The following is a 6912-nucleotide window of genomic DNA, read 5'->3' as shown; positions in this document are numbered from 1 at the left end:
GTTCCCCCCGCCCCCAGAATTCCAAGGTTCCGAGCGCCACATCCGCGCACCCAGGGACACCAGGGGCCCCTCGGCCCCCAGCATCCCCAAGGCTCTCGCCTACTTACACGTGAAGGACCACCGACACGTGCCCGACAGGCACTCGCGGCCGGACCCACAGGCCGCCCCTCGGCCCTTCTTGTTCTGGCACTTGCCCGAGTTCAACCCCCAGCCACAGTACTGGGTCGCACCACAGTGCGAGTCGCTGTCGCACAGGCAACTGCCCGTCGGATTCAGGTAACAGTCCGCGCTGCAACGGTCCGTCCTGCACTCCCTATCCGACTTGCACGTCTCCCCGTACCCCTTCGAGTCCGGCGTGAAACACCACCCCACCGCGTTCGCACACCCGCCACACGCCCCCGACTGGCACTGCCCATCCCGACTGCACGACACCCAGTCCGCCTTCTTCGGCACACAGTCGTTGTCCGCCGGATTCCCCGGCGTGTCCTTCTGGCAGTACCCCACCCCGCCACAATCCTCATCCCCGTTGCACACGCACCGGCCCTTGATGAGGCTGCACACCACCGACGAGCACTGCTCCGTCAGGCACTCGTCGTCGAACCGGCACTGCTCGTTCATGTCCTTGCTGTCCGGCGCGTAGTGCTTCCCACACACCGTCGGATACGCCGCCTCCCGGTCCTCCGGCTTCACCCACGCCGCCACCCCCGACGTGTCGATGTCGTTCGCCGGGTCCGCCATCCCCACCCGCGGCAACGACGCCCGCTCCCACATCCGGATGAACGTCTCCGACGAGCCCGTCAGCCCCGCCGTGTTCACCCCCAGGTTCCTCAGGTCCTTCACCATGTCCGGCAACAACCCCACGTGCGCCAGACCCGCCTCGTCGAACGCCGTCCCCAGCCGCCCAGGCCCCTGCAGTTCCTGCTGACGCGCCTGCGCGTCCGCCTCCGCCTGGAACCCCGCCGAGCACGCCCCGTTCTCTCCAAACCGCGGCCGCGTCTGCTGGATGAACCCGTTGAAGTCCGCGCCGAACGCCATGGGCACCTTCAACCCCTGCCGGCCGAACTCGTACGCCTGCGCGAACGAGCGCGTCGACCCCTGGCAGTTGTTCTCCACGCCGGACTTCGTATACGTCCGCGTCTCGTCATGCGCCGTGCGCAGGCCGAACATGCCGCCCGTGCGCCGCAACATCTGCACCACCCACGCCGGCGTCGTCTTCTCGTTCTCCGCCAGCTTCCCGTTCATCACCTCGCGGAAGTGCCCGTGGCTCACGTACAGCGGGTAGTACTTGTTCGTCTCCGCCACCGCGTACGCATCCTGGATGCCCTTCTCCGACAGGTGCGCCAGGTCGATGAGCATCCCCTTGTCCATCATCGCCTGCACCAGCGCCCGCCCCTCCCCCGTCAGGCCCTTCGTGTTCTTGCAGTTCCCATCCACGTCGAACCCCAGCGTCTTCCCGCCCACCGTCAGCCCACAGTCCGAGTCGATGTGACAGTTCTCCAGGAACTGTGCCGCCTGGAAGATGGCGTTGTGCGGCGCCGCGCCGCCGAACCGGTTGTCCAGTTGGTGCACCGGCTGCAACGTGCGCACCCCCAACCCGTGGAAGCGCTCCAGCTCCGCCCGCCAGTCCTTCGCGCCGAACAGCTTGCTCGTCTCGATGGACAGCACCATCGCCAGCTTCCCCTCGCCGATGATGCGCCGAGCGTCCGCCGGCGTCAGCGCCAGGTCCACCCAGTCCCGCGTCGCCGCGAAGTCGCGCGCCTTCTGCAGCTGCACCTCCACGTCCGTCATCTCGTCGCACGCCCGCGTGCGGTTCTGCGGCGGCAGCGCGTCACACAGGAAGCCGTTGCTCACCGCCGACACCACCACCAGCGACATGCCGCCCTGGTGCGCCTGGCGCAGCCACCCCTCCCACGACTGCTGGTGCGCAATCGTGTCCCAGCGCGGCCAATCGCTGTTCGGGTTGCGCCGCCCGTCGTGCAGGCCCGTGTCGCCCTGCGTGCCCTCAATCTTGCCCAGGAACTCCGAGCCCACCGCGCCCGCCACGCCGAACAGCTGCGACAACACCGGCACCCCGCGCAGGTCGATGTTGCTCGAGTTCGGACACAGGTTCAGCAGATGGCTCAAGTCCATCCGCACCCGCGCGTGGTCGCTCTCCGGCCACCCTCCGTCACACCGCGTGAGCGCGTCCGTCACCGTGCCGTGGAACCAACCGCCACCAAACGCCTCCTCGGCGAACATGTGGTGGTGCAGCTCCGCGAAGCCCGGCACGCCTGCCAGCCTCGCCGTCTTCTCTGTTTCAACCTCGGCGAGCGCCTGGGGGCTCTCGCCCTCCTCGACGGGCACGCAGGACAACGCGGACGCCATGACCAAGGTGGTACACCATCGCAGCAGACGCGGACGGGACATGGGGGACTCCCTTCAGGTGGAAATCTCCACTTAGCGACACCTCCCACCCTGACTTCAAGCCAGTCGGCGCCATGCCGTGACTGGCGCAACGCTGATGCACCGCGTCGCGGCTCAGGGCCCCGCGGGCTCCGCCACCACCGTGGGCGCGTAGACGGGCGGCACATACGCCGGAGGGACGTACGCGGTGGCGCGCTGGCGCAGCGCGGGGGAGGCGACGGCGAAGCCCTCGGGCAGCATTCGGAGGATTCGCTCCCGGCGATGACGGGAGCCATCCAGCCGACGCTCGAGCTCCGCGCGCTCCTCCTTCGTCTCCTGGTCCTGCGGTGCGGGCCGCGCGGCCAGCGTCGCCAGGCGCTCGGTCACCGCCTCCAGCTCCCGGTCGATGAGCACCGGCTGGATGTTGCGCGTCTCCTTGCGCTTGCGGCCCACGGCGTTGTTCTCAATCCACACCGGCAGCACCGCGACGTCGCCCAGCACCACCGGCGCCTTGGGGCTCGGACGCGTCAGGGAGACTCGCAGCAGCATGGAGTCTCGCTTGTCGCCCGCCACGCCCTTCTTCGGCTTGGGCGCGTGGAGATAGAAGCGGTCCTGGTTCGCCACCAGGTTGCCGAGCGAGAACGCGATGAGCCCTCGCCGTCCGTCCGCCGTGGTGTAGCCCTCCAGCGGCTGGAGCACGTGGGGATGATGCCCCACGACGGCCAGCGCCCCCGCGTCCAGCAGCGCCTGCCCCAGCTCGCGGTCGTCCGGGTGCGGGCTGTCCGCGTACTCGACGCCCCAATGCACCAGGACGATGAGCGCGTCACAGCGCGCCGAGAGCTCGCGCACCTTCTGCGTCACCTCGTCCGTCGTCAGGCCCCGGTGGAAGCGGTGCTGCGGGTAGGGCACGAAGGCCACGTGCGGCGCCTCGGCCTCCTTCGGGTTGCTGAAGCCGTTGAGCCAGCGCGTGAAGGACAGGAAGCCCACCTTCATGCCTCGCACGTCCATGAAGACGGGCTCCCACGCGGCGTCCCTCGTCGCGCCCGTCCCCGTGTGACGCAGGCCCACCGCATCCAGGTGCCGCAGCGTCTCCACCAGGCCCGTGGGGAGCTGGTCCCTGGCGTGGTTGTTCCCCGTGGACACCACCTTCACGCCCGCGCGCGCCATGGCGCGGGCCATGGAGGACGGCGCGTTGAAGAGCAGCTCGCGCGTCACCGCCTTCTTGTTGTCCGTGACGGGCGTCTCCAGGTTCAAGACGCCGATGTCCGCGGTGCGCAGCACGTCCGCGATGGGGCCGAAGACGTGGTCCCAGCCGTCGTTGTTCAGCGACGGCGCGGGCCCACCCTCGGGAGGCTCGGCGCCGTTGCGCGCGTGCAGCCGCGCCACCGTCTTCACCTCCCCATGCGGAATCACATCCCCGCCGAACACGAGCTCGACGTGGGTGGGCGCGGTGGCGAACAGCAAGGGGACCAACAACAAGACAGGCGCAGGCACGCCCGACAGCTTAGTCCAGGCCCACGGAATCCCCCTCACCCGTCGGCTCGACGCGGTGTTTCATCCCGCGTCTTCCTTGGAGGATGAGAGGAAGTCCGTTCCGACTCGGCGTGACGTCGCGAGCAGGCATCGAGGACCGCTCCGTCCCCGAGGCACATCGCTCACGCATCTCACAGAACCACATCACCGGCGCCAACCCATGTGAGTCCCTCAAGCCCTGCTCGCGCGAAGACCGAGGAGCAGAGCATCGTCCTCCCCCAACTCATCACCCGACCTTGCTGCCACACCACGCCGTGCTCGACCTGCGCACCACGACCCCAGCAACCACCCCTACCCCATCTGCTCCATCTCTTCGCCCTGGACAATTAGATCTACTCATTTGTCTCCTTGTGCTCAGTTCACCTCAACGCCTTCGGGTTCGTCCTAGCTAGCTGGCAGCAGTCGATCTATGGGTCATAAAGTTGGATTACAATCTGTAGATAGATTGTAATACGTCTTGAGACCCGTAAGCTTCTTCCAGCAGGACTGGAACCAGTACCTCGACTTATGCCTCGACAGAACTTGACGCAAGAGACCATCCCTCTCGCGGTGGACCGGGCGGTGATCGCGTTGGGGGCGAACATCGCTCGCGCCCGACTTCGTCGAGGCCTGAAGCAGGTAGACCTCGCGAAGAAGACAGGACTGGGCCTGGGCACCATCAGGCGCATCGAAGCGGGAAACATCTCCACAGCCATCAGCGCCTACTTCGTCGTCTTATGGGCCATGGGTCTCGAGCGTGAGATCGAGAACCTCGCATCCCCAGACCGTGACGAAGAGGGCAAGACACTCGAAGCCGCTCGCCAGCCTGAGCGAGCCACCTCATCAGGAGGCCTGGATGCAGACTTCTAAAGCCCACAACTGCTACGTCTACATTCAGCTCCCAGGCTCGCTCGACGTCGTCACCTGCGGGCTCTTCGTACAGAAGGACGGCGTCGGGCGCTTCGTCTACGGAAAGAGCTACCTGTCCAATCCGCTCGCCGTCGAACTGGATAAGTTCGACCTCCCCCTAGGCTCGACCCACTTCGAGACCGCGAAGCTCAGCGGTATCTTTGGCGCACTGAGAGATGCCTCTCCGGATGCGTGGGGGCGCACCGTCATCGAGCGTCAGCTCGGCCTCACGAACCTCACGGAGGTTGACTTCCTCCTGCACTCTCCCGAAGACCGGGCGGGAGCCTTGTCCTTTGGCGGCGCTACCACCCCACCCGCGCCCATCCACCAGTTCAACAAGGTCCTCCAACTGGACGTCCTCATGCGGGAAGCAGCCCGCATCGAGCAGGGCCTCGCGCCATCCACGCCCCAGTTGGACTCACTCATCCAGCCCGGCAGCTCCCTGGGCGGCGCGCGCCCCAAGAACGTCGTCGAAGACGACGAGGGCCTGTGGGTCGCCAAGTTCCCCTCGCGCAACGACCGTTGGAACAACGCCGTGGTCGAAGCGGGCATGCTGCGACTGGCCCAGGAATGCGGCCTGCGCGCCGCCTTCGGAAGAGTCCTCTGCGTCGCCGGGCAGGACATCCTGCTGGTGCGTCGCTTCGACCGGGAACGCGTGGACGGTGGCGGCTACTTGCGACACCGCATGGTCAGCGCGCTGACCGTCCTGCGTGCCGACGAGAACCCTCTGGACCGCTCGAAGTGGTCCTATCTCCTGCTCGCGGACGAGATGAAGCGGTGGGTCGCCCATCCAGATGAGGACCTGCGGGAGCTGTTCTCCCGCATGGTGTTCAACGCGCTCATCTCGAATGTCGATGACCATCCGCGCAACCACGCGCTCATCGCTCCCGGCACGGCGTGGAATCTCTCCCCCGCCTATGACCTCACTCCCGCCCCCCAGGCCAGCATCGAGCGAGACCTGGCCATGGAGGTCGGAAGCGCGAAGAACCGCCGCGCCAACCGCACCAACCTCCTCAGCGAGTGCGGCCGGTTCCGCTTGTCCCGTGACGAAGCGAGCCGACTCATCACCCAGATGAAGACCACCGTGTCCACGCGGTGGCGCGCCGTGGTGACGGAGTGTGGAGGCACGGAGGCCGACCTGAACGCCATCTCCCGCGCGTTCGACTACGAGGGCTTCGAGTTCACCCCCTGAGCCCCTCCAGCGCGCAGGCACCGTGCCCACGCGCCGGAAGTAGCGTCACCCGCTCAGTGCGGGCCCGAGTACACGATGGACCCGACGTAGGCGTGGTGCTTCGGGTGGCACTCGTCGCCGACGTCCTGGCGCTTCAGCGCTCCCGTGAAGACCTGGTCCGCCTGCCCGGCCCGCTTCACCGTCACCGAGTAGTGCACCGGCGTCGCCTCACTCGCCGCCGGGTGGAAGTTCGCCGCCTTCAGGCACACGTCGTACGTCCCCGCCGGCGGCATCGTCCCCTCGTACCAGGCCACGTTCTCCGGCCCCATCCCGCTCGCCACGTCCCCCTCGAACCGCCCCTGGTCCGTGCTCGGCCCAGGCCCCGGGTTCCCATACGAGACAATCTTCCCCGTCGGCGTCCTCACCACCAGGTCCGCGTCACCGTCGCGCCCCCACGTCGCCGTGAACCGCAGCGGCTCACCACCACCACCGCCCACGCACACCCCCGACGAGCACGTCTTCCCCGCCCCACAGACGTTGCCGCAGCAGCCGCAGTTGTTCGGGTCCGAGGACAAGTCCGTGCACACCTGGCCGCACTGGACCCTCGGCGACGGACAGCTCGGCGGATTGCACTGGAAGCCCCCCGGCGTGTTCACGCACTGCTCACCCGGCCCACAGTTGTCCGTCCCCAGCGCGCACTCGTCGATGTCCACACACGTGAAGCCATTGCCCGTGTAGCCCGGCCGGCACGTACACGTGTAGCTGCCCGGCGTGTTCGTGCAGTACGCGTTCGGCGAGCACTGCGCCGTGCCGTTGGTGCACTCGTTCACGTCGTGACACACGCTCGGCTGGCCCTGACACGTGTAGCCCGGCTCCACCTGGCACGTGGCGCCACAGCCATCGCCCGCCACCCGGCCTCCGTCATCACACTGCTCGCC

5 protein-coding genes are annotated in these 6912 nt (G+C 67.5%); 2 read left to right on the top strand and 3 right to left on the bottom strand.

Going from position 1 to position 6912, the window contains the following annotated elements:
* Positions 1-99: 99 nt before the first annotated feature.
* Entirely contained in the window at positions 100-2406 is a 2307-nt protein-coding gene (locus FL311_RS39445) for a membrane dipeptidase (protein WP_141332802.1), read from the bottom strand.
* A gap of 111 nt (positions 2407-2517) precedes the next feature.
* Positions 2518-3876, bottom strand: coding sequence for a CapA family protein (locus FL311_RS39440; protein WP_141332801.1), 1359 nt, complete (start codon positions 3874-3876; stop codon positions 2518-2520).
* A 561-nt stretch (positions 3877-4437) separates the two neighbouring features.
* On the opposite strand from FL311_RS39440, the gene FL311_RS39435 reads away from it, so the two are divergent.
* Together FL311_RS39435 and FL311_RS39430 are read left to right on the top strand one after the other, a co-directional pair.
* Positions 4438-4764 (top strand): helix-turn-helix domain-containing protein, encoded by a 327-nt coding sequence (locus FL311_RS39435; RefSeq protein WP_194869565.1) that lies wholly within the window; start codon positions 4438-4440, stop codon positions 4762-4764.
* Positions 4751-5995: a type II toxin-antitoxin system HipA family toxin gene (locus FL311_RS39430; RefSeq protein ID WP_141332799.1), complete on the top strand. Its 1245-nt coding sequence runs from the start codon at positions 4751-4753 to the stop codon at positions 5993-5995. Before FL311_RS39435 ends, FL311_RS39430 begins: the two co-directional genes overlap by 14 nt.
* 53 nt (positions 5996-6048) lie before the next feature.
* Here FL311_RS39430 and FL311_RS39425 read toward each other — a convergent pair.
* A partial coding sequence (locus FL311_RS39425; protein ID WP_141332798.1) for an EGF domain-containing protein occupies positions 6049-6912 on the bottom strand: 864 nt, incomplete at its 5' end.

It is taken from the genome of Myxococcus sp. AB025B, from assembly GCF_006518215.1.
Classification (GTDB): Bacteria; Myxococcota; Myxococcia; order Myxococcales; family Myxococcaceae; genus Myxococcus; species Myxococcus fulvus.
The sequence above is the reverse complement of the archived record's forward strand: the minus strand, read 5'-3'. Positions and strand labels throughout refer to the sequence as shown.